Source organism: Stenotrophomonas sp. CFBP 13718, from assembly GCF_014842145.1.
Lineage (GTDB): Bacteria > Pseudomonadota > Gammaproteobacteria > Xanthomonadales > Xanthomonadaceae > Stenotrophomonas.
Genome location: NZ_JACYVC010000017.1, coordinates 1 through 25,277, shown reverse-complemented (window position 1 = coordinate 25,277; position 25,277 = coordinate 1). Strand labels below are relative to the sequence as shown.

21 protein-coding genes are annotated in these 25,277 nt (G+C 67.5%); 7 read left to right on the top strand and 14 right to left on the bottom strand.

The window, feature by feature from the left end:
- Positions 1 to 21 precede the first annotated feature (21 nt).
- The 4 genes from IFT58_RS18235 to IFT58_RS18220 all read right to left on the bottom strand — a co-directional run bounded on the left by IFT58_RS18235 (position 22) and on the right by IFT58_RS18220 (position 4,170).
- Positions 22 to 891, bottom strand: a complete 870-nt coding sequence (locus IFT58_RS18235) for an SPOR domain-containing protein (RefSeq protein ID WP_192096483.1) — start codon at positions 889 to 891, stop codon at positions 22 to 24.
- A gap of 20 nt (positions 892 to 911) precedes the next feature.
- Complete coding sequence (gene argS, locus IFT58_RS18230) at positions 912 to 2,600, bottom strand: arginine--tRNA ligase (RefSeq protein ID WP_192096482.1); 1,689 nt, start codon at positions 2,598 to 2,600, stop codon at positions 912 to 914.
- A gap of 162 nt (positions 2,601 to 2,762) precedes the next feature.
- Positions 2,763 to 3,467 carry a DNA repair protein RadC gene (gene radC / locus IFT58_RS18225; RefSeq protein WP_192096531.1) on the bottom strand — a complete coding sequence of 235 codons (705 nt, stop codon included), beginning with the start codon at positions 3,465 to 3,467 and terminating at the stop codon, positions 2,763 to 2,765.
- A gap of 58 nt (positions 3,468 to 3,525) precedes the next feature.
- Positions 3,526 to 4,170, bottom strand: coding sequence for a response regulator transcription factor (locus IFT58_RS18220; RefSeq protein ID WP_188325817.1), 645 nt, complete (start codon positions 4,168 to 4,170; stop codon positions 3,526 to 3,528).
- 186 nt (positions 4,171 to 4,356) lie between these two features.
- Between IFT58_RS18220 and coaBC the strand changes: the two genes are divergently transcribed.
- The 3 genes from coaBC to IFT58_RS18205 are packed head-to-tail and all read left to right on the top strand — an operon-like array spanning position 4,357 to position 8,460.
- Complete coding sequence (coaBC, locus tag IFT58_RS18215; RefSeq protein WP_192096480.1) at positions 4,357 to 5,622, top strand: bifunctional phosphopantothenoylcysteine decarboxylase/phosphopantothenate--cysteine ligase CoaBC; 1,266 nt, start codon at positions 4,357 to 4,359, stop codon at positions 5,620 to 5,622.
- Entirely contained in the window at positions 5,619 to 6,107 is a 489-nt protein-coding gene (gene dut, locus IFT58_RS18210) for a dUTP diphosphatase (protein WP_188325819.1), read from the top strand. Before coaBC ends, dut begins: the two co-directional genes overlap by 4 nt.
- 16 nt (positions 6,108 to 6,123) lie before the next feature.
- Positions 6,124 to 8,460 (top strand): phosphomannomutase/phosphoglucomutase, encoded by a 2,337-nt coding sequence (locus IFT58_RS18205; protein WP_192096478.1) that lies wholly within the window; start codon positions 6,124 to 6,126, stop codon positions 8,458 to 8,460.
- A 127-nt stretch (positions 8,461 to 8,587) separates the two neighbouring features.
- On the opposite strand, the gene IFT58_RS18200 is transcribed toward IFT58_RS18205, so the two are convergent.
- From IFT58_RS18200 to pyrE, 8 genes are all read right to left on the bottom strand, one after another.
- Positions 8,588 to 9,304, bottom strand: coding sequence for a response regulator transcription factor (locus IFT58_RS18200; RefSeq protein WP_192096476.1), 717 nt, complete (start codon positions 9,302 to 9,304; stop codon positions 8,588 to 8,590).
- Complete coding sequence (locus tag IFT58_RS18195) at positions 9,288 to 11,948, bottom strand: sensor histidine kinase KdpD (RefSeq protein ID WP_192096474.1); 2,661 nt, start codon at positions 11,946 to 11,948, stop codon at positions 9,288 to 9,290. Before IFT58_RS18195 ends, IFT58_RS18200 begins: the two co-directional genes overlap by 17 nt.
- Before the next feature lie 36 nt (positions 11,949 to 11,984).
- Positions 11,985 to 12,650 (bottom strand): potassium-transporting ATPase subunit KdpC, encoded by a 666-nt coding sequence (gene kdpC / locus IFT58_RS18190; RefSeq protein WP_192096472.1) that lies wholly within the window; start codon positions 12,648 to 12,650, stop codon positions 11,985 to 11,987.
- Positions 12,647 to 14,701: a potassium-transporting ATPase subunit KdpB gene (gene kdpB, locus IFT58_RS18185; protein WP_192096470.1), complete on the bottom strand. Its 2,055-nt coding sequence runs from the start codon at positions 14,699 to 14,701 to the stop codon at positions 12,647 to 12,649. The genes kdpC and kdpB overlap by 4 nt, the downstream gene beginning before the upstream one ends.
- Positions 14,702 to 14,705: 4 nt before the next feature.
- Positions 14,706 to 16,406, bottom strand: coding sequence for a potassium-transporting ATPase subunit KdpA (kdpA, locus tag IFT58_RS18180; protein ID WP_192096467.1), 1,701 nt, complete (start codon positions 16,404 to 16,406; stop codon positions 14,706 to 14,708).
- 12 nt (positions 16,407 to 16,418) lie between these two features.
- On the bottom strand, positions 16,419 to 16,511 hold the full coding sequence (locus IFT58_RS18175; protein WP_188327166.1) for a potassium-transporting ATPase subunit F: 93 nt from the start codon (positions 16,509 to 16,511) through the stop codon (positions 16,419 to 16,421).
- Between the two features lie 564 nt (positions 16,512 to 17,075).
- Positions 17,076 to 17,723, bottom strand: a complete 648-nt coding sequence (locus IFT58_RS18170) for a hypothetical protein (protein WP_192096465.1) — start codon at positions 17,721 to 17,723, stop codon at positions 17,076 to 17,078.
- Between the two features lie 23 nt (positions 17,724 to 17,746).
- A complete protein-coding gene (gene pyrE / locus IFT58_RS18165) occupies positions 17,747 to 18,406 on the bottom strand; it encodes an orotate phosphoribosyltransferase (protein WP_188325827.1) in 660 nt (219 codons plus the stop codon).
- Positions 18,407 to 18,549: 143 nt separating this feature from the next.
- On the opposite strand from pyrE, the gene IFT58_RS18160 reads away from it, so the two are divergent.
- The 3 genes from IFT58_RS18160 (at position 18,550) to IFT58_RS18150 (ending at position 20,953) form a co-directional block, all read left to right on the top strand.
- A complete protein-coding gene (locus IFT58_RS18160) occupies positions 18,550 to 19,350 on the top strand; it encodes an exodeoxyribonuclease III (RefSeq protein WP_192082076.1) in 801 nt (266 codons plus the stop codon).
- Positions 19,347 to 20,648 carry an MFS transporter gene (locus tag IFT58_RS18155; RefSeq protein ID WP_192096464.1) on the top strand — a complete coding sequence of 434 codons (1,302 nt, stop codon included), beginning with the start codon at positions 19,347 to 19,349 and terminating at the stop codon, positions 20,646 to 20,648. Before IFT58_RS18160 ends, IFT58_RS18155 begins: the two co-directional genes overlap by 4 nt.
- 77 nt (positions 20,649 to 20,725) lie before the next feature.
- Positions 20,726 to 20,953: a hypothetical protein gene (locus IFT58_RS18150; RefSeq protein WP_188325830.1), complete on the top strand. Its 228-nt coding sequence runs from the start codon at positions 20,726 to 20,728 to the stop codon at positions 20,951 to 20,953.
- A gap of 45 nt (positions 20,954 to 20,998) precedes the next feature.
- Here the strand turns inward: IFT58_RS18150 and IFT58_RS18145 are convergent, their stop codons facing one another.
- Complete coding sequence (locus IFT58_RS18145) at positions 20,999 to 22,126, bottom strand: anhydro-N-acetylmuramic acid kinase (protein ID WP_192096463.1); 1,128 nt, start codon at positions 22,124 to 22,126, stop codon at positions 20,999 to 21,001.
- A gap of 76 nt (positions 22,127 to 22,202) precedes the next feature.
- Positions 22,203 to 23,669 carry a peptidoglycan DD-metalloendopeptidase family protein gene (locus IFT58_RS18140; RefSeq protein ID WP_192096461.1) on the bottom strand — a complete coding sequence of 489 codons (1,467 nt, stop codon included), beginning with the start codon at positions 23,667 to 23,669 and terminating at the stop codon, positions 22,203 to 22,205.
- Positions 23,670 to 23,839: 170 nt separating this feature from the next.
- Between IFT58_RS18140 and tyrS the strand changes: the two genes are divergently transcribed.
- Positions 23,840 to 25,051: a tyrosine--tRNA ligase gene (gene tyrS, locus IFT58_RS18135; RefSeq protein WP_192082072.1), complete on the top strand. Its 1,212-nt coding sequence runs from the start codon at positions 23,840 to 23,842 to the stop codon at positions 25,049 to 25,051.
- Positions 25,052 to 25,277: the final 226 nt, after the last annotated feature.

Here is a 25,277-nt window from a genome sequence, read left to right as displayed (position 1 = left end):
GATCCGATCCCGGGCGGCCGGTTACTGTGCCTTGATCGCCATCGCCTGCAGGCCGGTACCGTCTACCTTCTGCTTGGCTTCTGACAGCTCGCCGGCGGTGCCGTAAGGCCCCATCCGTACGCGATAGACCGTCTTGCCGTTGATCTGTGCCGATTCCACGCGGGCCGGCAGGCCGATCATGGCCAGCTTGGCCTTGGTCGCTTCGGCATCACCGGACGCACCGAAGGCGCCGGCCTGCAGGATGTAGCGCACGTTGCTTTCCGCAGCGGCGATGGCCGGCGCGGGTGCTGCCGTTGCGTTGGGGGCCGCAGCGGCAGGCGCACTGGCCACCGGCGTGGCGGCCGCCGGCGGGGGCGACGCCGGACGCTCATTCAATGGGGCGGGCAGCGCCGTGCTGGCCGGCGCGGTGGCCGTGCCTGCCGTGGTCGTTGCCGCCGTGGACGACGGCGCGGGGGCCGCAGCGGGCGGTACCGGCTTGCCTTCCAGCGCCGCCTGCGCGCGCTGCGCTTCTGTCCGCACCCGACGCTGGTCTTCGGCACGCGCGCTGGCAGCCAGTTCCGCGTCGGACATCTCCACTTCCTTGCCGGGCAGCAGCGTGTAGAAGTCGTACTGCGTTGCGGCGGGCTTGGCGGGCTCGGCCGGCTTCGCCGCCGCAGGCGCTTCCACCTGCGAACCCACGTCGCTCTCGGCCTCGGCTACCGGCGCCGGCTGCGCATTCGGGTCCGGGCGCGGGCCCGCACGCAGGAAGCCGTCGGCATCGCCTTTGAACAGATTCGGTGCAGCCAGGAACACCACCGCGGCAATCGCCACGCCGGCGATCAGCCACACCCATCCCGGCGTTCCCTGGCTGCTGTTGCGCCGTGCCTGACTTTTGCCGCGTCGTGCTGCCATGTCTACTACGTCTCCAGTGCTTACATTTTTTCCGGGGCGCCCACGCCCAGGAGTTCCAGGCCATTGCTCAGCACCTGGCGCGTTGCGCAGGCGAGGGTGAGCTTGGCATCGCGGTCGGCGGCGTCTTCCACCAGCACCGGCGTCCCGTGATACCACGTGTGGAACGCGTGTGCCAATTCACGCAGGTACTGCGCAACCAGGTGCGGTTCCAGCGCAATGCCGGCGGCTTCCACCACCTCCGGATACCGCGAGATTTCATTCATCAGGTTCAGCGACGACTCGTCGTCCAGCGTACGCAGCGCGGTCAGTCCCTGCTCCTGTGAATACCCCATTCCCTTCTCGTTCGCCTGGCGAAGCAGGCTGCACACGCGGGCATGGGCGTACTGCACGTAGAACACCGGATTGTCGTTGCTCTGCTGCCGCGCCAGATCGATGTCGAAGGTCAGCTGCGAGTCCGGCTTGCGCGCGATCAGGAACCAACGGGTCGCATCGCGGCCGGCTTCCTCGATCAGGTCGCGCAGGGTGAAGTAACTGCCGGCACGCTTGGACAGCTTCACCTCTTCACCGCCACGCATCACCGTCACCATCTGGTGCAGCACGTATTCGGGCCAGCCCTGCGGGATGCCCACGCCCATTGCCTGCAGGCCGGCGCGAACGCGCGACAGCGAGCCGTGATGGTCTGCGCCCAGTTCAGTGATGGCGCGCTCGTAGCCGCGCTGCCACTTGGTCAGGTGATAGGCCACGTCCGGGACGAAGTAGGTGAAGGTGCCGTCGGACTTGCGCATCACGCGGTCCTTGTCGTCACCGAAGTCGGTCGAGCGCAGCCACAGCGCGCCGCCTTCCTCATAGGTATGTCCCGACTCCTGCAGGCGCTGCACCGCTTCGGCGACTTTGCCGTCGTTGTACAGCGAGCTTTCCAGGAAATAGATGTCGAAATCCACGCCGAATGCGGCCAGGTCGAGATTCTGCTCGTTGCGCAGGTAGGCCACGGCGAAACGACGAAGTGCCGCCATGTCGTCGGGATCCTTGGCGCCGACCACCATGGTGCCTTCCAGGTCGACGCTGGCGCCGCGCATGTACGCGTCGGCCACGTCCTGGATGTAATCGCCGCGGTAGCCGCCTTCCGGCCAGCCGGGCTCGTCGGGCTTGATGCCCTTGACCCGTGCGTGGGTGGACAGGGCGAGGTTCTCGATCTGCACGCCGGCATCGTTGTAATAGAACTCGCGCTTGGCGTTCCAGCCATTGGCATCCAGCACGCGGGCAACGCAGTCACCGATCGCGGCGGCACGGCCGTGGCCGACGTGCAACGGTCCGGTCGGGTTGGCGGACACATACTCCACGCCGACCGTACGGCCATTGCCGGACAGGTTGCGACCGTAGTCGACACCTTCCTTGATCACGCTGACGGCCTCGCGCTGGAACGCGCTGGCCGCGAGGTGGAAATTGATGAAGCCGGGGCCTGCGATCTCGACCTTGTTGACATCGGTGCTGTTCGGCAACGCCTCTACCAACGCCTGGGCGATGGCGCGCGGATTGCTGCGCGCAGCCTTGGCCAGCAGCATCGCGGCATTGGTGGCGAAGTCGCCGTGTTCCCGGGTTTTCGGGCGTTCGACCACGAATTCCGGCGGCAGGGAGTCGACGGGCAGGGTGCCATTGGCGCGCAGGGCTTCGATGCCTTGGCTGATCAGGGCGCGGAGGAGATTTTTCACGAGGCCTGCTGTGAAGTGAGCGGCGGAATCCCCCATTTTAGCCGATCTGTCCCCCCACGGCGGCAGCAACCGTACGTCGCAGCGTGGTGCCGCTCAGCTGGGGCCGCCGCAACCGCCGTGGATCCCCGTGGCGTGGGCGGGTCTGGCCTCCCCGGCCCGGCGCTAGCGGGGCGTGCGGGCGGCGACAGGCAACAGCCAACCGCGTTCAGCAAACGACACAGGGGGGCCTTCGCCGATGACCAGATGGTCCAGCAGGCGGATGTCCATGACCGCCAGCGCCTGCTGCAGCGCATGCGTCGCGTCATGGTCGGCGGAGGACGGTTCCGCATGGCCGGAGGGATGATTATGGCTGACGATCACCGCGGCGGCGTTGTGGGCCATGGCGCGGCGGACAACCTCGCGCGGATGGATCGACGCCGCATTGATCGTGCCCTGGAACAGTTCTTCATAGGCCAGTAGACGGTGCTGGTTGTCCATGAACAGCGCCGCGAACACCTCGTTGGGGCGTCCGCGCAACCGGTGTTGCAGAAAATGGGCTGCCACCGCCGGTGAATGTCCGACCACCTCGCGTTCGCCGAGCCGGGCGGCGAGATGACGCTGGGCGAGTTCCAGTCCGGCCACCAGCGCGCAGCTGCGCGCCGGCCCCAGTCCCGGCAGCCGAGCCAGCTGGGCGGCGGGGAGGTCCAGCAGGCGACGCAGCGGGCCGTGCGCGCCGAGCAGGGCGCGGGCGGTCTGCACCGCATCCTGGCCACGCGTGCCGGAGCCGAGGAAGAGGGCCAGCAGCTCGGCTTCGGACAGCGCTCCAGGGCCTTTGGCCAGGAGTCGTTCGCGGGGGCGCTCATTGGGGGGCCAGTCATGGATTGCCATGCCGGCAGTGTGCGGTGACCGCAGGCGGCGGCCCATCAGGTACCGGCGTGTCGCCGCTTCAGACCTTGGCAGGGACCCGGATCGGGCAAGTCTGCAGGAAGGCATGCAGCTCATGGTTGCCGGTCAGCCCCAGCTTCCGCATCGCGTCGGACTTCTGCCGGCTGACGGTCTTCGGACTGCGGCCACGACGCTGGGCGATGGCGTTGATGCTCAGGCCCACCCGCAGACCCTCCAGCACCTCGCATTCACCGGGCGACAAGCTGGCCGGGCGCGTCCGGTGGGCGAGGTCGCGGGCTTCCAGATGGGAGCGCAGGTGCTGCGACACATAGGTCTGGCCGGAAGCGGCCGTGCGTACCGCCTGTGCCAGTTCGTCGAAGTCGACGGCCTTGTCCAGCGCGCCGCGCACGCCGCTTCCCAGCAGCATGGCCAGCACGCTCGGGCTGGCGGTGCCGGTGAGCACCACCAGTGGCAGGTCGGGATGATCGGTCCGGATGCGGTCCAGCAGCTCGGGTCCGTCCAGCCCTTCGCCGGGCATGGTCAGGTCGGTTAAGACAACGTCGCAGGGCTGCCGGGACAGCAGGGCGAGCAGCGTTTCACCGCCTGGCGCCTCGCCGACCACGTCGATCTGTGCGTTCTGCAGGACCACGCGGGCACCGTACAGGATGATCGGATGATCGTCGGCGATGATGGTCCGGATATACAAAACGACGTCCTGCGCTGGAGCGGAACCGATAACAGACGCCCGCTTGTTGCAAGCGGCGGGGGCGACATCCGGCTTCGTTTGATGCTGCCATACATGTCCTTATATCCGTCGGTCATATCTCCTCAAATAGGGGGTCTACGGGGCTTTCGGCTAAGCTAATGTCTTTGCGCGCATAGGATTTTTCCGGTGGCTGACTCACCCAAGGCTTCCCCGGCACTGCCGCGCCCTCTGCAAGGGCGTCGGGTGCTGCTGTGTGTCGGTGGCGGAATCGCGGCCTACAAGTCGCTGGAGCTGGTGCGCCGGCTGCGTGATGCAGGTGCGCAGGTGCAGGTCGCGATGACCGCGGGTGCCCAGCAGTTCGTCACCCCGCTGAGTTTCCAGGCGCTGTCCGGGCATCCCACGCGGACCACCCTGTGGGACAGCGCGGCCGAACAGGCGATGGGCCATATCGAGCTGGCGCGCTGGGCCGATCGCATCGTGATCGCTCCGGCCACTGCCGACCTGCTGGCTCGGATGGCGCAGGGGCATGCTGACGATCTGGTCACCACGCTGTGCCTGGCCAGTACCGCAGCCCTCACCGTGTGCCCGGCGATGAACCACCGCATGTGGCTGCATCCGGCCACGCAGGCGAACATCGGGCTGCTGCGCGCGCGCGGTGCGCAGGTGGTCGGGCCGGTGGACGGTCCGCTGGCCGAGGGCGAGTCTGGTCCCGGCCGGCTGGCCGAGCCGGATGACATCGTGGCCGCGCTGGTGGCGGCCGAACGCGCTGACGCGGACACGCAGCAAGCGGTTGCCGGCAGCCAGTTGGCAGGCCTGCGCGTGGTGATCAGTGCCGGGCCGACGTATGAAGACATCGATCCGGTCCGCTACGTCGGCAACCGCAGCAGCGGCAAGATGGGCTATGCGCTCGCTGCCGCCGCCGCCCGACTGGGCGCCAGCGTGGTGCTGGTCAGTGGGCCGGTCCATCTGGCCACGCCGGCAGGCGTGCAGCGCATCGACGTACGTTCGGCGGCGCAGATGCGCGACGCGGTACTCGGCGCACTGCCCGCCGACATCTACATCGGGGCGGCCGCCGTTTCCGATTACACGCCGCGCCACGTAGCACCGCAGAAGCTGAAAAAAACCGCCGACAGCCAGTCACTGGTGATCGACCTGGTGCGTACGCCCGACATCCTGGCCGAGGTCGCCACCCAGACCCAGTCGTTGAAGCTGGTCGTCGGGTTCGCCGCGGAAACCCACGACGTGGAGAAGTACGCGCGCGGCAAGCTGGTCGACAAGCGCCTGGATCTGGTGATCGCCAACCAGGTGGGGCAGGGCACGGGCGGATTCGAGAGTGACGACAACGCCGCCACGGCCTACTGGCAGGGCGGCGAGCAGGTATTCCCGGCCACCTCGAAGACCGAACTGGCCACCCACCTCCTCGCCCTCATCGCGCAAAGGCTCAAAGCATGACCACCGCATCCCGTCCCGCCACGCCGTCCCTGCAGCCCTTGCAGGTGAAGCTGCTTGATCCGCGCTTCGGCGACAGCTGGCCATTGCCGGCCTACGCCACCGAAGCCAGCGCCGGCATGGACCTGCGTGCGGCGCTGGAAACCGCGCTGACCCTGCAGCCGGGTGACACCGCGCTGGTGCCCAGCGGGCTGTCCATCCACGTAGCCGATCCGAATCTGTGTGCGGTGATCCTGCCACGGTCCGGGCTGGGCCATCGCCACGGCATCGTGCTGGGCAACGGGACCGGCCTCATCGATGCCGATTACCAGGGACCGCTGTTGATCAGTGTCTGGAACCGGGGCCGCGATGCCTTCACCATCGAGCCCGGTGACCGGATCGCGCAGCTGGTCGTGCTGCCGATCGTGCGCGTCGGCCTTCAGGTAGTGGATACTTTCAGCGACAGCACGCGCGGCGCCGGTGGATTCGGCCATACCGGAGTGCGCTGAACTCTTGGGGGACAGGATGATCGGCAAGGGGAAGGGAGTAGCGGCAGGCGGGCGCACGGGACCGTTGTTGGCGGTGTTGCTGCTGTTGTTGGCCGGGTGGTTCGGTTGGAGTGCCGCGCAACAATGGCGGCAGACGCATACCGGCACGCAGCTGGAACAGGCGCGCGATACCGCCGTGCAGGGACTGCAACAAGCGCTGGCCGGTCAGGTGCAGCAGTTCGCCAGGCAGTTGCAGGCGCCGCGGGTGCAGCAGGCCCTGCAGGCCGGCGACACGACCGCTGCGGCAACGGCATTGCGTGAAAGCTGGACCGGCGTCGAAGACGTGCAGGTGTGGAATGGCACGCTGGACAGCGCCTACGCAGATCCGCCGGCCTTTGGGTACGCGCGTCTCGCCTTGCTGGAGGCCGCGCTGGGCGCGGAGGCGCCGGTTGCCCGGGTGGTGCGTGCAAAAGAGGGCGCGCGGTTCGGATTGGCCGCGCGTGTCCCGCTTGGCCCGGAAGACGCTGCCGTGGTCTACGTACAACAGCCGCTGATGCAGCTCACCGGACCGCTGGATGCCGTGCAGGCGCCGGAAAGCGGCTACCTCGCGCTGCGCCAGGGAAGTTTCAACGTGCTCGAACGCGGTAACCCAGCGCTTGCCGACAGTGGTGAAGTGCTGGCGCGCCCGATCAAGGGCAGCAGCCTGCGGCTGGCCGCCGGGGTGCCCTCCATCGAGGCTGGTCCGCTGGGACTGGGGCCGCTAGGCTGTTCCATCGTGGCCCTGTTGCTGGTGCTGGTTGCCGTGCTGGTGGTGGTGGGCAAGTCGCGCCTGCCATTGCCTTCGCGCACATCGCGCACCGCGGCCGAAGAACACGGGTTGACCCTGCGCGAAAGCCTGGCGCAGACCGCCGTCGACACCGAAGCAGACGCGCCCGCCCTGGATGACAGCAGGCCCGTCGCGCCGCCGGCCGCCGCCGCTACGCTGGCGGCAGGCATCTTCCGTGCGTACGACATCCGTGGCGTGGTCGGTGATGAGCTGAGCCCCAAGGTGGCCGCGCTGATCGGTCAGGCCATCGGCAGTGAAGTGGTGGAGCAGGGCCTGCGCGAAGTCGTGATCGGTCGTGATGGTCGCCTGTCGGGCCCGGAACTCGCGGCCGGCCTGGCCGAAGGGCTTCGCCGCGCTGGGTGCGATGTCATCGACATCGGCCTGGCACCCACCCCGGTGGTGTATTTCGCCAGCCATCACCTGCGTACCGGCAGCTGCGTGGCGGTGACCGGCAGCCACAATCCGCCGGAGTACAACGGCTTCAAGATCGTCATCGCGGGCCAGACCTTGTCCGGCGACGCGGTCACCGCGCTGTATACGCGCATCGTCGAGGGCCGCTTGACCCAGGCCGCGACGCCCGGCAACTACCAGCAGCGCGAAGTGAACGATGAGTACGTGCGGCGCATCGCCGACGACGTGCAGCTGGAACGGCCCTTGAAGGTCGTGGCCGATGCGGGCAACGGCGTGGCCGGTGCCCTGGTGCAGCCGCTGCTGGAAGCCATCGGCGCGGAAGTCATCCCGCTGTACTGCGATGTGGATGGCACCTTCCCCAACCACCACCCCGATCCAAGCGTGCCGGAAAACCTGCAGGACCTCGTGCAGACGGTGAAGCGTTTCGGTGCGGACCTGGGTATCGCCTTCGACGGTGATGGTGATCGCCTTGGCGTGGTCACGCCGGACGGCACGATCATCTTCGCCGACCGCCTGCTGATGCTCTTCGCCGCCGACGTGCTGCTGCGCAATCCGGGTGCGATGGTGATCTATGACGTGAAGTGCACCGGCAAGCTGGCCGACTTCGTGCTGCGCCATGGCGGCAGCCCGATGATGTGGAAGACCGGACATTCGCTGATCAAGGCACGGATGGCCGAGACGGATGCGGAGCTGGCCGGCGAGATGAGCGGCCACTTCTTCTTCCGCGAGCGCTGGTTCGGCTTCGACGATGGACTGTATGCCGCCGCGCGCCTGTTGGAGATCCTTGCCCTGCGCGAGGAAACGCCACAGGAGGTGCTGGAGGAACTGCCGCAGAGCCTCTCCACGCCGGAGATCAAGGTACCCGTCGCCGATGGCACGCCGCACGCGCTCGTATCGCTGGTGGTCAGTGCGGCGCAGGCGCCGGAGAACCCGTTCGTCGGCGGTCGCATCTCTACGATCGACGGTCTGCGTGTCGACTTCGCCGACGGGTGGGGCCTGGTGCGCGCGTCCAACACCACCCCGGTGCTGGTGCTGCGTTTCGAGGCCGACACCGATGCGGCACTGGAGCGCATCAAGGCCCAGTTCCGCGCGCAGCTGCAGCCCCTGCTGGGTGACCAGGACCTCGGTACCTGGTAGCGCCGACCCATGGTCGGCGAGCGCAGCGGCCGGAGCGGTCATTCATCATTCCGCCGAGCACGGCTCGGCGCTACCACGTGCACGAACCTCGGTAGCGCCGACCCATGGTCGGCGAGCGCAGCGGCACCTACCCCTTGAACCGCAATCCCACGCCCGGTTCGGTGAACAGATAGCGCGAGTGCAGCGCGGAATCGCCCAGCTTCTGCCGAAGCTTGCCGACCAGGATCCGCAGGTAATGCGTATCGTGCTGGTGGGTCGGCCCCCAGATGTCCTTCAGGATCTGCGGCTGCGTCACCACCCGGCCGGCATTCACCAGCAGCAGCGACAGCAGGGCGTACTCCTTGCGCGTCAGGGTGACGGGCACCCCCTCCAGCGCCACCTCGCGGCGCACCAGGTCGATGCGCAGATGCCCATCGTCGAACACCGGCGGCTGGCCGTCGAGCGGCAACGCGCGCGTGCGCAGCAGCATCCGTACGCGTGCCATCAGCTCCTGCGTGCCAAACGGCTTGGTCACGTAGTCATTGGCCCCGGCATCCAGCGCACGCACCTTTTCTGCTTCGCCTGCGCGGACCGTCAGCATGATCACCGGCACCTGGCTCCACTGCCGGAGGTCGGCCAGCACCTCGTGCCCTTCCCGGTCCGGCAGGCCGATATCCAGGATCACCAGGTCCACGTGCTCCGCGACCAGTCGTTCCAGCCCTTCCTGCCCGCTGGCGGCCTGCACCACCCGGTAGCCCTGCGCACGCAGGCTGATATCCAGGAAGCGGCGGATCTGCGCTTCATCGTCGATGACCAGCACGCAGGCGGGGGGGATGGAGGGAGCGGTGTCAGGCGGCAGCGGCATCGGGGTGACCGGCAGGGGTGAGCAGAGGCAGCGAAATCCGTATCAGCGTACCGCGTCCGTCCTGTCCCGCCAGCGCCTGCACGCTGCCTCCATGTGCGCCGATCATGCCCTGGCAGATGGCCAGGCCCAGCCCGGTGCCGTGGCGGCCGCGATCACCGCGTTCCACGCTGTAGAACATATCGAAGATGCGGGCCCGCTCATCGGCCGGGATGCCGGGCCCCTGGTCGAGCACGTCGACCACCAGCGTGGCGTTCTGCAACCGCGCGCTGACCGTGACCGGCGCGCCCGGCGGGGAAAACTTCGCGGCGTTTTCCATCACGTTGAACAGGGCCTGTTCCACCAGTGCAGGATGCACCCAGATCGGGGCAAGTGACGGCGGGATGTCCAGTACCAATTGCACCGTCGGCTGGTAACGCTGCAGTCGCCGTGCGGCCGATCCGACCAGCTCGTCCACGCCGATCCAGTCGCGGTTGATCGTCAGCCCGTCATGGCCGAGCCGGGTCATGTCCAGCAGATTCTGGATGTAGCGGTCCAAGCGTTCGCCTTCCAGCATGATGGTGTCCAGCAGCGCACGGCGGTCGCTGCCATCCATCGCCTCGCCATAGCTGGCCAGGCTGTCGGCCGACCCGATCATTGCGGCAAGCGGCGAACGCAGGTCATGGGAGACCGATGACAACAGCGCCGAGCGGAGCCGTTCGGTCTCGTTGCTGACGTGGGCCTGTTCCAGCTCGGCCACCAGGCGCGTACGCAGCGCGGCCTGGGCAATGTCATCCACCATCGCCATCGCCAGCTGCCGTTGTTCCGGTGCCAACCGCGCCAGCCCCTGCGGAAAGCACAGCGCCGCCACGCCGATGCAGCGTGCGTCGCCATCCAACAGGGGAAGGCACCACCACCGTGCGCCGGCCAAGGTATCGGTGAAACGGCCGCTGGCCTGCCCTTGGCGCTGCGACCAGTCGGCGGCGGCCAGGTCCGTATCGCCCGGCACGGCGCTGCCACTGCGGGCGACGTCGCTGCCGATGCGAAGCCATGCCGGCACCTCCAAGGCCTGCTCCAGGGCCTGCCGTCCGGCGCTGGCCACGGCTTCAATGCTGGCGGCGCGGGTGAGCTGCAGGCCCAGCTGCTGGCGGGCATGTGCATGCCGGTTGGCAGCGCGCAACGCGACCACCTGCATGCGCAGGCGTGACGCAAGGCGGCCCGCCACCAGCGCCGCAGCCAGGAACAGAAAGACCGTGATAACGCCTTGCCGCGCGCTGATGGCGAAGGTGAAGCGCGGTGCGATGAACAGGAAGTTGTACGCCAGGAAGCACAGGCCGGCGGCGAGCACCGCAGCGCTTGCGCGGGTACGGGCGGCGACCAGCACCACCGCGACGATGAACACCATTGACAGATCCGCCATGCCCACCCAGCGTTCGGCGACCCACGCCACCGCGCAGGCGAGCGTGCAGGCGACCAGGGCCTGCAGCATTTCCATGCCTTGGCCCGGTGCGGGCGACAGCTGGCGATCACGCCGCGATCTGGCGCGCGCACGCGGCGTGCTGATGATGGTGATCTCGTAGTGAGCGCCATGCTGGATCAGCTGCTGGGTGAGCGTCCGGTTGAGCATCCGGGCCAGTGGACGTTCGCGCGTACGCCCCAGCAGCAGCGTCGATACGTTGTTCTGTGCGGCATGGTCCAGCAACGCGTCAGCCACGCTGGCGCCATGCAGCAGTTCAGCGTCCGCCCCCAGCCGGCGTGCGAGCGCGAACGCTGCGTCGATTTCACGCTGGGTCGCTTCGTCGGCGCGCCGTCGTTGCACGGTGACCACGGTCCACGGCGCATCGCGGCGCTCGGCGATGCGCCGTGCCACGCGGACCAGATACTCGCTCTGCCCAGCCCCATCGATCGCCACCAGCACGCGCCGGCGCAAGGGCAAGGCCGCCTCCCCGCCCGCGGCGCGGACCTCGCGCAGGCTGCTGTCGACGCGGTCGGCGGCTTCCTGCATCGCCAGTTCGCGCAGCGCGGTCAGGTTGGCGGTGGAGAAAAAAGACTGCAGTGCCTGCGAGGCCTGTTCCGGTATGTAGACCTTGCCCTGCTGCAGGCGTGCGATCAGTTCGCGCGGCGGCAGGTCGACCAGCACGATGTCGTGCAGTCGATCCAGCACGACATCGGGCACGGTTTCGGTGACCCGGATGCCGGTGATGCGCAGGACGACGTCATTGAGGCTTTCAAGATGCTGGATGTTGACCGTGGTCCACACATCGATGCCGGCATCCAGCAGTTCCAGCACATCCTGCCATCGACGTTCGTGGCGGCTGCCCGGTGCATTGCGATGGGCCAGTTCGTCCACCAGCACCAGCGCGGGCGCGCGCTGCACGATGGCGTCCAGGTCCATTTCCTGCAGCGAACGGTCGCGGTAGGTCAGCTGCCGCTGCGGCAGCGCCGGCAGGCCGTGCAGCAGCGCGGCGGTCTCGGCGCGGCCATGGGTTTCCACCACGCCCGCCACCAGGTCCACGCCACGCCGCAGCTGTTCCTGCGCACGCGTGAGCATGCTGAAGGTCTTGCCCACGCCCGGTGCCGCGCCGAGGAACACGGTCAGCCTGCCCCCGGCATCGCGCTGCAGTCCTTCGATGAGGGCATCGGCCTGGCGGCTGCGGGAATCGGTCATGGCGCTGATTGTGCGCCAGCACGGTGCGCCACGACATCACCGTGCATGCGCAGCCGCCTGCACGGACTGGTTGAGCCGCATCACGTTGATCCGGGGTTGGCCGAACAGGCCCCAGCGCGGCGCCTGCACCTGCGCATCGACCAGCGCCTGTACGGCGGCAGGGGACAGCCCACGCGCATGCGCCACGCGGGCCACCTGCACCTGCACGGCGGCCGGCGAAAGATCCGGATCCAGGCCGCTGCCGGACTGGGTCACCAGATCAGCCGGCACCTGCGCCGCGGGGATGCCTTCGCGCGCCGCCACAGCGGCGGTGGCTTCGGCAACGCGGGCAGCCAGTGCGGGATTGCTGCGCGCCATGTTGGACCCAGCCGCCGCCATCGGATCGTGGCTGGCCGCGGACGGGCGCGTCTGGAACCAGCCATCGCCGACGAAAGGCTGTGCCAGCAGCGCTGAACCGCGTACCGTGCCCTGCGCGTCGTGCAGCAGGCTGCCGTCGGACTGCGCCGGAAAGGCCAGCCGTGCCAGCCCCGTGCCGACGCCGGCGTAAAGCGCGCCGGCCAGCAGCAGGCTGCCCAGCCCCAGCACCACGGCGGGGCGCCAAGTGGCGTCATGCTGCAGTCTCGCTTCGCGCTCGGCCGCAGCCCGGGCACGTGCACGCGCCGGTGCGGTGGTCTCTGCGGGGGTCATCATCGAACGATTCATGCGCCAATCACCATCATCAGGAGGAAGTCGATCGCCTTGATCGCCACGAACGGCAGCAGCACGCCACCGAGCCCGTACACCAGCATGTTCCGCCGCAGCAGCATCGTGGCCGTGGCCGGACGGAAGCGGACGCCGCGCAATGCCAACGGAATCAGGGCAGGGATCACCAGCGCATTGAAGATCAACGCAGCGAGCACCGCGTTGCGTGGACTGGACAGGCCCATCACGTTCAACGACGCCATCGCAGGCACGGTCGCGGCGAACAGCGCCGGCAGGATGGCGAAGTATTTGGAGATGTCGTTGGCCAGCGAGAACGTCGTCAGCGCACCGCGGGTGATCAGCTGCTGCTTGCCGATTTCGACCACGGCCAGCAGCTTGGCCGGATCCGAATCCAGGTCGACCATGTTGCCGGCCTCCTTGGCGGCCTGCGTGCCGGAGTTCATCGCCAGGCCGATGTCGGCCTGCGCCAGCGCGGGCGCATCGTTGGTGCCATCGCCGACCATCGCCACCAACCGTCCGCCGGCCTGCTCCTGGCGGATGCGCGCCAGCTTGTCTTCGGGACGGGCCTCGGCGATGTAGTCGTCCACGCCGGCCTCGGCCGCGATCGCGGCGGCGGTAAGCGGGTTGTCGCCGGTGATCATCACCGTGCGGATGCCCATCGCCCGCAGCTGGGCGAATTTCTCGCGCATGCCGTGCTTGACCACGTCGGACAGTTCGACCACGCCCAGCACATGGCGACCTTCGGCCACCACCAGGGGTGTGGCGCCATTGCGCGCTACCTGTTCCACGCGTCCGCTGAGTTCGGCCGGCACCTCGCCGCCCAGTGCCTGCACGTGCGCGCGGATGGCGTCGGCAGCGCCTTTGCGGATGCTTCTGGACGTCCCCAGGTCGACGCCGGACATCCGTGTCTGTGCGCTGAAAGCGAGGTAGTGGGCCTGTTCGGGCTCTGCGTGGCGGCAGCCCTGTTCGCGCCCCAGGCGCACGATGGATTTGCCCTCCGGCGTGGGGTCGGCCAGCGATGACAGCAGGGCCGCCTCGCGCAGCTGTGACACATCCACGCCCGCCAACGGATGGAACGCGGTCGCCTGCCGGTCGCCATGGGTGATGGTGCCGGTCTTGTCCAGCAGCAGCACATCAATGTCGCCGGCCACTTCCACGGCCTTGCCCGACTTGGCCAGGATGTTGGCGGACAGTGCCCGGTTCATGCCCGCGATGCCGATGGCCGGCAGCAATCCGCCGATGGTGGTCGGGATCAGGCAGACCAGCAGCGCAACCAGCAACAAGGGATCCACGCGTACGCCCACCGATGCGCCGATCGCCGGCAGGGTCGCCACCACCACCAGGAAGGTCAGCGTCATCGCGGCCAGCAGCAGCGTCAGCGCCACTTCGTTCGGTGTCTTCTGCCGGTTCGCCCCTTCCACCAGCGCGATCATCCGATCCAGGAAACTGTGGCCTGGTTCGGCGGTGATGCGCACCACGATCTGATCCGACAGGACCTTGGTGCCGCCGATCACCCCGGACCGATCGGTGCCGGCTTCACGCAGCACCGGTGCCGATTCGCCGGTGACGGCGGCTTCGTTGATGGTGGCCAGGCCTTGGACGATCTCACCATCGGCCGGCACCAGCTCGCCCTCGCTGACCAGCACGTGGTCACCCGGGCGCAGTTCGGCAGCGGCGACCTGTTCCTGCTGCGCATCAGGGTGCGCCGAGCGCAGGCGGCGCGCGACCAGATCCTGACGGGCGCGTCGCAGGGAGGCGGCCTGGCCACGGCCACGTGCTTCGGCCACCGCCTCGGCGAAGTTGCCGAACAGCACGGTGAGCAGCAGGATCGCGCTGACCGCCAAGCCGAAGCCGAGCGGTGCATTGCCGCTCAACGTGATGACCAGCGCCAGCAGGGTGCCGGCCAGCACCACGGCCATCACCGGGCTGTGCATCAGGTGCCGGGGGGAGAGCTTGCGGACGGATTCCAGCAGCGCGTGGCGCAGCCCGGCGGCATCCAGCAGGGCAGGGCGACGCGGCAGGGAAGAAGGAGCGACAGGGTTCATGGGCATTGCCTCAATGCAGGCCAAGGCTGAGGTGGTCGGCCACCGGACCGAGCACCAGCACCGGCAGGAACTGCAGGACGGTCAGGATGACGATCACGCTGAGCAGGGTCAGCGCGAAGGTGGGGGTTTCGATCTGCAGCGTGCCCGGCGACTCCGGTGCCCGGCGCTTGGCGGCAAGCTGTGCGGCGATCACCAGCGGCACGATCAGCAGCGGGAAGCGGCCCAGCAGCAGGACCAGCGAGCAGGTCAGGTTCCACCACGGCGTGTTGTCGCCCAGCCCCTCGAAACCCGAGCCATTGTTGGCGTAGGCCGAGGCGTACTCGTAGAACACCTGGCTGATGCCATGGAAGCCGGGATTGGACGTGCCGGACAACCCCGGTACGGCCAAGGTGATCGCGGTAAGCACCAGCAGGGTGATCGGCTGCAGCAGGACCAGCAGCGCGAGCAGGCGGATCTGCGGTGTTTCCAGCTTGCGACCGAACAGCTCCGGCGTACGGCCGGTCATCAGGCCGGCCAGGAACACGCCCAGCAGCAGGTAGACGATGAACTGCTGCAGGCCGCAGCCGATGCCGCCCCAGATGGCACTGACCAGCATGTTGACCAGCGACACCGCACTGGCCAGCGGACTCATCGAGTCGAGCATGCCGTTGACCGAACCGTTCGACACCTGGGTGGTGACGGCCGCCCACAACGCCGTGGCGTCACTGCCCAGGCGTACTTCCTTGCCTTCCATCAGCAGCGCGCTGGCGGCGGTGGGGGAGTGGCCTTCCAGCCAGACGGTGGCCGCGATGGAGACGGTGGACATGCTGGCCATGCAGCCCAGTACCAGCCAGCCGAAGCGGCGGCGTCCGGTGAAGGCACCGATCATGAAGATGATCGCGATGGGGATCAGCAGGATACCGACCAGCTCCAGTGCGTTGGACAGCGGCGTCGGGTTCTCCAAGGGAAACGCGCTGTTCGGCCCATACCAGCCGCCGCCGTTGGCGCCGAGCTGCTTGGCGGCGACCATCGCGGCGACCGGGCCCAGCGGGATCTTCTGCGTTTCCATGCCAGCGCTCGTGTCCATCGGCGTGGCCTGCGGGCCTGCCGCGAACGTGGACGGCACGCCCTGGCTCGCCAGCAGCACGGTCCACAGCAGGCACAGCGGCAGCATGAAACGCACGCACAGGCGCAGCACGTCGCGGTAGTAGTTGCCGACATCGATGCGGCGGTCGCCATCGTCGGTCACGTCCGTCCGTGTCGGCGCGAACATCGCGCGCAGCGTGGCCACCGCCAGTGCCAAGCCCATCATCGGCGTCACCACCTGCAGTCCGGTGATCCCGGTCATCTGCGAGAGATAGGACAGCTGCGCCTGGCCGGAATAATGCTGCTGGTTGGTGTTGGTGAGGAAGGACACCATCGTATGCAGCGCTGTATCCCACCGCAGGTTGGCAATGCCATCGGGGTTGAGCGGCAGCCAGGCCTGGGTCATGAACACCGCCCAGACCAGCACGGCGATGACCAGGTTGCTGAGCACGAACGCACCGACGTAACCCCGCCAGGACATGCCACGCGCCGGATCGACGCCGAGCACGCGGTACAGCGGTTTCTCAATCCAGTGGAACAGGGGGTCGATGCGCATGGGGGCGCCACGCATCACCCGCGCCAGGTACAGGCCCAGCGGCCAGGCCAGCAGCACGCTGGCGGCCAGCAGAACGAAGATCTCGGTCATGTCAGGGGCCCGTCAGAAGGATTCGGGCCGGAGCACGACGTAGAGCAGGTACGCGGCAGCCACCAGCACCAGCACGCCGCACAGCAGGGAAAGCCAGCCGGGCATGGTCAGCACCCCGCCTGGCAGGAATAGCAACGGCCGCCGGCCGGGTGGGCGGCGGTGCAACGCGAAGTCGATGACATGACAGTGATCGTCCTGGTGGAACCGCTCCACCTCAGGACGTCATGCTCCGCCTGGCACGCGTAAAGCCTCCATGGCGCGTTCCCTGCGGCCGCATAAAGTCAGCGTAAATACTGCGGCGAACGGGTGAGACCCCCTCGCGGCTGGCGCTGACAGCAGGTTGCGTGTCTGGGGCCGGGCGGTGGGGCTGGTCGGGGGAGGGGTCCACGTCATCGCATTCGCGCTGCCGCTCCCACGCTTTGCTTCGCAAACCGCGGGCCCCGTCTCACCAGCACCCACACCCCGCCGCTNGCGCTACCGCATTTTTTTTTCATACGCGGCGGGCGGCCACGGGAACCTGTCAAGGGCCGGGCGGTGGGGCTGGGCGGGGGCGTTGAGCGCCATGGATGGCGCGAAACGAGGCCCGCATGGATGCGGTTTTTGCCGTCCCCCGACCAGCCCCACCGCCCGGCCTCATGCCAGTAATACGCACGTCGCAGCCATGTCTCCTCAGGCCGCCGGCGTACCGCCTTTCAGCAGGCGGAAACGCTGCACCGTCTCATCGATCTCCACATCCAATTCCTTGCGCTGGCGCTCGAAGGTCGCCTGCATGCGTTGCTGTGCGATCAGTTCCCCATGCCGCTGGCGGATGGTGGCGGCGGGCTTGTCGCCCACGGGGCGGCCGGCCAGTTCCTGGTCGCCGGCGCTGGCCAGTGCAGTGAACAGCGCATCGCGCAGGCTGGCGACGTTGTACCGCGCCGTATTGATGTTGTTTTCGAGAATGCCGATGCGTTCGCTGAAGACCCGCCGCAGTTCGGCTTCACTGCCATAGGTGGACAGCATCGCCTGCTCGGTACGTTGGCGGGTCTCGCGCGCCATTTCATCCAGGCGCGCTTGCGCGTCTGCCACGGCGGCCTGTGCGCGCTCATCCTCGTTGAGCGCGCGCTGCACCTGGCCGCTGCGCAGGCCGCTGCTGGCGCTGAACTCTTCGCGCGCATTGTTGACCGCGTCGGCGGGCAGGGCATCGCTGCAGATGCGTTGAGTGCCCTGGTTCCAGCAATACAGCTTCTTCGGCTTGGGATCTGCCGCGCCCTGTGCGCTGGCCACGCAAGGCGCGGTCAGCAGCACGACCGCTAACAGCGATGAAATCCTCACCATGGCGACCACCCCCTTGGGCCGTTTCAGTGCGTAGGACGGCTGCCGTAGCGGGACCGATAGTCCTCCAGCGGCTGCCGGTAGCCGACAAGTTCCGGGTTTCCGGACGCGAAATCAAGCAGATCCGCCATCGTCGCAACGGCGATCACCGGAATGCCGGCTTCTTCGGCCACGGCCTGCGCGGCCGAGCGCTTGTCGGTTTCCGAGGCGATCTCCTGGCGATCCAGTGCCACCACGATGCCGGCCGGAATGCCGCCCGCCGCACGGATGATCGCCATCGCTTCGCGGATCGCGGTGCCCGCGGTGATGACGTCATCGACGATCAATACCCGCTTTCCGGTCATGTCGGCGCCGATCAGCTGGCCGCCTTCGCCGTGGTCCTTCACTTCCTTGCGGTTGAACGACAACGGCAGGTCGCGGCCACGCTGCGCCAGCTCGCAGGCCATCGCGGTGGCCAGCGGAATGCCCTTGTAGGCCGGGCCGAACACCACGTCGTACTTCAGGCCGACCGCATCGACGGCGTCGGCATAACACAGCGCCAGCTGCGCCATCTTGGAGCCGGAATCAAATCGGCCGGCATTGAAAAAATAGGGGCTCAGGCGGCCGGACTTCAGGGTGAACTGGCCGAAGCGCAGGGCGTCGGCGCTCAGGGCCAACTGCAGGAAACGGTGACGATGGTCGCTCATCTGACTCTATCTATCTTCTTCTTGGAACGTAAAGCGTACTGCAAAGCCCGCGTCAGGTCCCTTTCAACCGGGGAGAAAGGGGGCCGAGGCCGGTGGCAACAGGTATGCTGGGCCGGTTTCCGCCGACACCCTGAATCGACCGCATGCGCATCATCAGCTTCAACGCCAACGGCATCCGTTCGGCTGCCAGCAAGGGCTTCCTCGAGTGGTTCCGCGCCCAGGACGCCGACGTCCTGTGCATCCAGGAAACCAAGGCACAGGAGGCGCAGCTGTCCGATCCGATGTTCCGTCCGGATGGCCACCATTGCTTCTACCGCGACGCCAGCACCAAGAAGGGCTACAGCGGCGTGGCCATCTACAGCAAGCGCGAACCCGACCAGGTCATCACCTCGCTCGGATGGGCGCCGTTCGACGAAGAAGGGCGTTACATCGAGGCCCGCTTCGGCAATCTCAGCGTGGTCTCCTTCTATATTCCGTCGGGCAGTTCCGGCGATCTGCGCCAGGGCTTCAAGTTCGAGGTGATGGAATGGCTCCGGCCGATCCTCGACCAGTGGCTGCACAGCGGCCGTGATTACGTCCTCTGCGGCGACTGGAACATCGTCCGCTCGGCGCTGGACATCAAGAACTGGAAATCCAACCAGAAGAACTCCGGCTGCCTGCCGGAAGAGCGCGACTGGCTCAATGCGGTGTGCGCCGACCATGGCCAGGCCACCGACCTGGCCAGCGGGCGCGGCTGGGCGGATGCTTACCGCGTGCTGCATCCGACCGGCGAGGACTACACCTGGTGGAGCAACCGCGGCGCGGCGCGGGCCAACAACGTGGGGTGGCGCATTGACTATCAGTTCGTCAGCCCGGGCCTGCGCGACCGCCTGCAGGGGTGCTCGATCTACCGGGACGAGCGCTTCTCCGACCATGCTCCCTTCTGCGTGGACTACGCCCCATGACGGACGCGCCCGCGCCGGCGTCGTACAAGGGCTGGGCCGGCATCAAGCGCGCCTTCGGCACGCCCTCGGCCCTGACCATGGCGCTGCTGGGCTTCGGCAGCGGCCTGCCGTTCCTGCTGATCGCCTCACAGACCCTGTCCACGCGCCTGCGTGACGTCGGCCTGGAGCTGGGCAGCATCGGCCTGATCAGCCTGGCCAGCTTCTTCTACCTGCTCAAGTTCCTGTGGGCCCCGATGCTGGACCGCTACGCGGTGCCCCTGCTGGGTCTCATGGGACGCCGCCGTTCCTGGCTGCTGGTGTCGCAGGTCATGGTGCTGGTGGGTCTGGTCGCGCTGGCCTTCGTGCGGCCGGAACAGGGCGCGTGGCCACTGGTCTGCTGGGTACTGGTGGCGTCCTTCGCCGGCGCCACCCAGGATTCGGTGGTCGATGCGTACCGTATCGAGATCGCACCGGATGCCTCGCAGGCTGCATTGGCGGCCACGTACACGCTGGGCTACCGGATCGGCCTGATCCTGGCTGGGGCCGGCGCACTCTACCTGGCGCAGTTCGAAGGCTGGATCATCGCCTACCTGGCCATGGCCGCGCTGATGCTGCTGCCGATCCTCACCACGGTGTTCTGCCGCGAGCCGGCGTACCCGGAAGCGGCCGTCGTGCGCCGCATCGATGTGGCCGAAGCCTTCATCCAGCCGATCAGCAGCTTCTTCACCCGCAACGGGGTAGCGCTGGCGGTTGGCCTGTTGGCCTTCGTCGGGTTGTTCAAATTCCCGGATCAGGTGATCGGCGTGATGGCCGGTCCCTTCTATCTCGATTCGGGCTTCGACAAGGCGGACATCGCCACCGTGTCCAAGCTGTTCGGTGTCTGGATGGGCATCGGCGGGGCGTTCCTCGGCGGCATCGCGGTGGCAGCGTTCGGCTTCCGCCGGATGCTGCTGGTGGCGGCCCTCGGCGTCGCCCTGTCCAACCTCGCGTTCCTGCTGATGGCCCATAACCCCGGCCAGCTGTGGGCGTTCTATGCGGCGTTGAGTGCCGACAACCTGTTCCAAGGGTTTGCCGGCACGGTGCTGGTGGCGTTCATGTCATCGCTGACCGATCGCAACTTCACCGCCACCCAGTACGCACTGCTGGTCTCGCTGGCCAACCTGCCGGGCAAGTTCGTCGGCGGTGTGTCCGGATACATCGTGGAGGCCACTTCGTACAGCGTGTTCTTCATGCTCAGCGCGGTGACCGTGGTGCCGACGCTGCTGCTGCTGGCGTGGTTGTGGCCACGCCTGTCCGACACGGCATCGCCTGCAGGCTGATTGCCTGCGGGCGCGCGGTACGGGATGATCGCCTGTCGGCACCGTGGGGACGGGGCCATGCAAGGGGGAGCACACTCATGGCGGACCTGCTGCTGCAGGAAGTGGATCCGATGATCCTGGACCGTATCGCGCGGTTGGCGGTGGCGCGAGGGTGGACACAGGCGCAGGCCTGTGTCGCCGTGCTGGAACAGGGCCTGTTTTCCACCGAACTGGAAGTCCGCAGCGGCTTCGAGAATCCGGAAGTCGATGCATTGGCCGATGCCATCGCGGCCCTGCAGGCCCTGCCGGCCGGCCACGGCTTCTGACGCGTCGCCAAGTGCCGGGCCACGCTCGGCGAATCCCGAACGGCCTTACCCCGGATGGATCGCGCCCAGGATCCGCGGCCCCTGTGCGCCGGTGACGCTGGGCAGGTTGCCCGCCAGTCCGTCCAGCGTGCGCTGCGCCAGCCACGCGAACCCCATCGCCTCCATATAGTCCGGGTCCAGCCCGTGCACGGCGCTGGATTCCACCACCACGCCGGGCAAGCGTGCGCCCAGCCGCAGCAGCAGTTGGCCATTGCGGACGCCGCCGCCACACACCAGAAGACGACGGGTGCCAGGCTGGTTGCGCCGCAGCGCATCGGCGATGGTGGCGACGCTCAGCTCCAGCAGCGTGGCCTGCACATCGGCCGCCGGGCGCTGGCCATCGGCCAGGAAGCTCTGTGCCCATGGCAGGTGGAACTGCTCGCGGCCGGTGCTCTTGGGCGGCGGCAACTGGAACCACGGGTCGGCCCGCCAGCGCGCCAGCAGTCCCTCGTCGACCACGCCACTGGCGGCGAAGGCACCATCGGCATCGAACGCTTGGCCGGTGTGGCGCTGGCACCACGCATCCAGCAGGGCGTTGGCCGGGCCCGTATCGAAGCCGAGCAGGGTGCCCGATCGCGGGATCAGCGTCAGGTTGGCGATGCCGCCGAGATTCAGCACGGCACGGTCTTCGTCGGCCGTGCCCAGCATGGCCAGATGGAAGGCCGGCATCAGCGGCGCGCCCTGGCCGCCGGCGGCGACATCGCGGCGACGGAAATCGGCGACGGTGGTGATGCCGGTGCGCTCGGCGATGCGGTTGGCATCGCCCAGTTGCAGGGTGAACGCAGGCGATGCATTCGGGCGATGACGCACCGTCTGGCCGTGCGAACCGATGGCCCGCACCTGCCGTGCCGCCACACCGGACTGCGCAAGCAGGGCAGCGGCAGCCTCGGCGAAGGCCAGGCCGATGCGCGCATCCAGATCGCCCAGCTCGTCCAGTGACGCCAGTTCACCGCCTTGCCCCAGGACCACCAGGCGCTCGCGCAGTGTCGGCTCCCAGGCGCCGGTCAGGCCGTCGACGAAGCGGCATCCGCCCTCAGCGGGAAACTGCACGAGGGCCGCATCGATGCCATCGGCGCTGGTGCCGGACATCAGGCCTATATAGAGCGGGCACGTTGGATCGAACGAGGCGGTCATCGGAACTCCAGAAACGACAAGGGCGCCAGCTTGGGCGCCCTGTCATGAGCGGTCAATGCAGGAACAGGCTGCGGCCTCAGCCGCGCTTGTTGCCGGTCGCCACCCGCGGCGCACTCGCCACTTCAGTGCCGGAGGCACGTCCGGCCGGGGCCGGGCTGGCATCGGCGTAGATCATCTTCTCCATGCCCTGGATGCGCGCCATCGCCGGCGAGGTCTGCGCGCGGAAGGCCACCAGTTCGGCGCCACGCAGCGGCTCGGGCGGCGGCATGGTCACGCTGAGCGGATTGCGATGCTCGCCGTTGACGCGGAATTCGTAGTGCAGGTGCGGGCCGGTGGCCAATCCGGTGGAGCCGACGTAGCCGATCACCGTGCCCTGCGCCACGCGCTGGCCGGCCTTGATGTTGCCAAAGCGCGACATATGCCCGTACAGCGTGGTGTGGCCGCGACCGTGGTCCAGGATCACCACGTTGCCGTAGCCGCGCTGGGTACCGGCGAACTGCACGCGCGCATCGCCTGCGGCCATGATCGGGGTGCCGGTGCGTGCGGCGTAGTCCACGCCCTTGTGCATGCGCATCTTGCCCAGCACGGGGTGCTTGCGTGCGCCGAAGGTCGAGCTCAACCGCGCGAACTGGATCGGCATGCGGATGAAGCTCTTCTTCAACGGGCGGCCATCGAGATCGAAATACTCCGCCTTGCCGTTGCGGTCGAAGCGGAAGCCGGAATAGGTCTTGCCGCCGCTGCTGAAGGTGGCGGCCAGGATCTTGCTGGTGTCCACGCGCTCGCCTTCGCGCCAGGTTTCATCCATCACCACGCTGAAGCGGTCGCCCGGCTGCAGGTCTTTGGAGAAATCGATGTCGTATTTGAAGATCTCGTCGGTCATGGTCGCGATCGCCGAAGGCGAAAGCCCCGCCTTGCGCGCGGCGACGTACAGCGAACTGGTGATCTCGCCGCTGGTGACCACGGTGCGGGTGCTGGTCTCGCGCTTGCTGACCGTTTCCTTGATGGTGTCCCCGGCCAGCGCCAACTCCACCCGGTTGGCATCGTCCCGGTTGAAGCGGATGCTGCGCAGCTCACCGGACAACGGCATGTCGAAGGCGATCTCGGTGCCTGGGCGCAGCTTGACCAGCGCGTCGCGGGCACCGGGATGCTCGAGTATCCGGTGCATGGTGGTGGCCGGGATACCCGCCTGGTCGAACAGATCGCTCAGGGTCTGGCCGCGCTGCACGCGCAGCACCTGCCAGCTGTCGCCCGGGGTGTGCTGCTGGCGCGCGAGGGACAGCGGCGGCAGCGGCAGCGCCAGACTGGTGTGCGCGTTCGGGTACGGGGTTTCGATGGTGCTGGAGAAACCCGGCACGATCGTGGCCACCAGCATGCCGATGGTGGCGAACAGGCTGGCGTGCACCCAATGACGCCGGGTCCAGCGTTCATTGAATGCAGCGGGGAGGTGGTGCCTGAGCTTCCGGTGCAGGGCGTTGTCGTGAAGGACGTGGAGCCGTTCCTTGAAGCGCTGTTTGCGCGCGCGGCCGTGATCGGAATTGAGCATCAGTGGTGTTTTCCTGGCGGGCCCGGGAACACGGGCTGGATCGCCGGTTACCATAGACACCTATGAAAAGCGCGTCAAACCCTTGTGCCTATTGGCTTTTGTGAAGCCGATGCGGTTAACTTGGTCTTAACACCCCACAAGAAAATACGGCGTTGCCGGGAGTAGTGAACGTGTCCTCCATTGATGAAGCCCTTGCCCTGATCAGCCGCGGTGCCGACGAGATCCTGAAGGTCGACGATCTGCGTGCACGCCTGGAAAGCGGCAAGCCCCTGCGGGTAAAGGCGGGGTTCGACCCTACCGCCCCCGACCTGCACCTGGGCCACACCGTGCTGTTGAACAAGCTGCGGCAGTTCCAGGACCTCGGTCACCAGGTGATCTTCCTGATCGGCGACTTCACCGGCATGATCGGCGACCCGTCCGGCAAGAGCCTGACCCGCAAGCCGCTGAGCCGTGAGGATGTGCTGGAGAACGCACGTACCTATGAAGAGCAGGTCTTCAAGGTGCTGGACCGGGAAAAGACCGAGGTCCGCTTCAATTCGGAATGGTTCGGCAAGATGTCCGCCGCCGACATGATCCGCTTGGCCGGCCAGCACACCGTGGCCCGCATGCTGGAGCGCGACGACTTCGCCAAGCGCTATGCCGCCCAGCAGTCCATCGCCATCCATGAGTTCCTGTACCCGCTGGTGCAGGGCTACGACTCGGTCGCGCTGGAAGCGGACGTGGAGCTGGGCGGTACCGACCAGAAGTTCAACCTGCTGATGGGCCGCGGCTTGCAGGAGCACCACGGGCAGAAGCCGCAGGTGGTGCTGACCATGCCGCTGCTGGAAGGCCTGGACGGCGTCAACAAGATGTCCAAGTCGCTGCACAACTATATTGGTGTCAGTGAGCCGGCCATCGACATCGTCACCAAGACCATGAAGGTGGACGATGCCCTGATGTGGCGCTGGATCGAGCTGTTGTCCTTTGACATCAGCCAGGCCGAAGCAGCCGCGTTGCGGGAACAGGTCGCGTCCGGCGGATTGAACCCGCGTGAGGTGAAGCTGCGCCTGGCCCGCGAACTGGCCACGCGGTTCCATGATGCCGCCGCCGCCGAACAGGCCGTGGTGGGCTGGAATGCCGCCGTGACCGGGCAGGGTGACATTACCCAGTTGCCGCTGCAGGACGTCGCGGTTCCTGCCGAAGGCCTGCGCATGGCCGCGCTGCTGACGGCCGCCGGGCTGACCCCGAGCAACTCCGAGGCCAACCGCAAGCTCAAGGAGCGCGCGGTCAAGGTGGACGGTGTCGTGGTGGAAGACGGGCAGCAGGTGCTGCCGCCGGGTTTCGAAGGCCTGCTGCAGGTAGGCAAGCGGACCTTCGCCCGCATCCATCTGGTCATTGCCTGATACCTCTCTATAGAGGAGGAGCGGGCCCACGGCCCGCTCTGGATGCCGATACACGAGCAACTGCAAGGCGATGTGAAAAAATATCGCCAAACCCCTTCCCAAAGTCTGGGGAAAGGGACATACTTCACCTCCCCCGTCGCAGGGGTCGCCACCAAGGGGCTTCAGCGGCAAAAGGAACGCCACCACCGCCGAACGATTTAATCGAACGAAGGTGTTGACGGACTCG